At 59.5% G+C, this 583-nt stretch carries 1 protein-coding gene; it reads right to left on the bottom strand.

The window, feature by feature from the left end:
- Nucleotides 1-583: type VI secretion system Vgr family protein (locus AB4Z27_RS29345; RefSeq protein WP_441646021.1), on the bottom strand; the 583-nt coding region annotated here is incomplete at both ends.

Here is a 583-nt window from a genome sequence, read left to right as displayed (position 1 = left end):
TGGCTTTGCTGGAGCGCTTGTTCGAGCAGGCGCTGAGCCGGGGCCATGTCGAGTTGCTGTCCGCTGGCCTTTGGCTGGTCATCGGCGGTGATGAACAACCCCTTGCCGCCCCGGATGGCCCCCCAGCCAGACGTCCTGAGTTCGAACCCTTCCCCACGCCGCTTCCACTTCCCATCGACCATATGGCCGAGCGTCAGCTGGGATTTGCCGGAATGCTCGGTGGAAAGCTTGACGTGCTCCTGTCCCTCCCAATCCTCGAATTCGAGCTTGTTGTCGCTCTGCGTGCGAATAACGTTGCGGGATAGCCATCGATCCTGATTGGTAATCAGATCCGTCTGACGGCTGTTATGGTGGACGTGGGCGATATACGGCTTATTGGGATTACCGTCCCGAAATGCGATAGCCGCTTCGGTGCCGTCGATCAGCGGAAAGTGAAATCCTGTCTGTAATGCCCCGGCAAACGGCTTGGCCAATCGCAGCGGCACGCACTCGCCGCCGCCGGGCCAGTCCTCGAAATCGAAGTCAAAGCGAACCGTGTAATAGCCCTGCTGCGTCAGATAAGCGTATGGATACCGGCTTGGCG

It is taken from the genome of Cupriavidus sp. KB_39, from assembly GCF_052114485.1.
Taxonomy (GTDB): domain Bacteria; phylum Pseudomonadota; class Gammaproteobacteria; order Burkholderiales; family Burkholderiaceae; genus Cupriavidus.
This window is presented reverse-complemented; position numbering and strand designations above follow the sequence as displayed.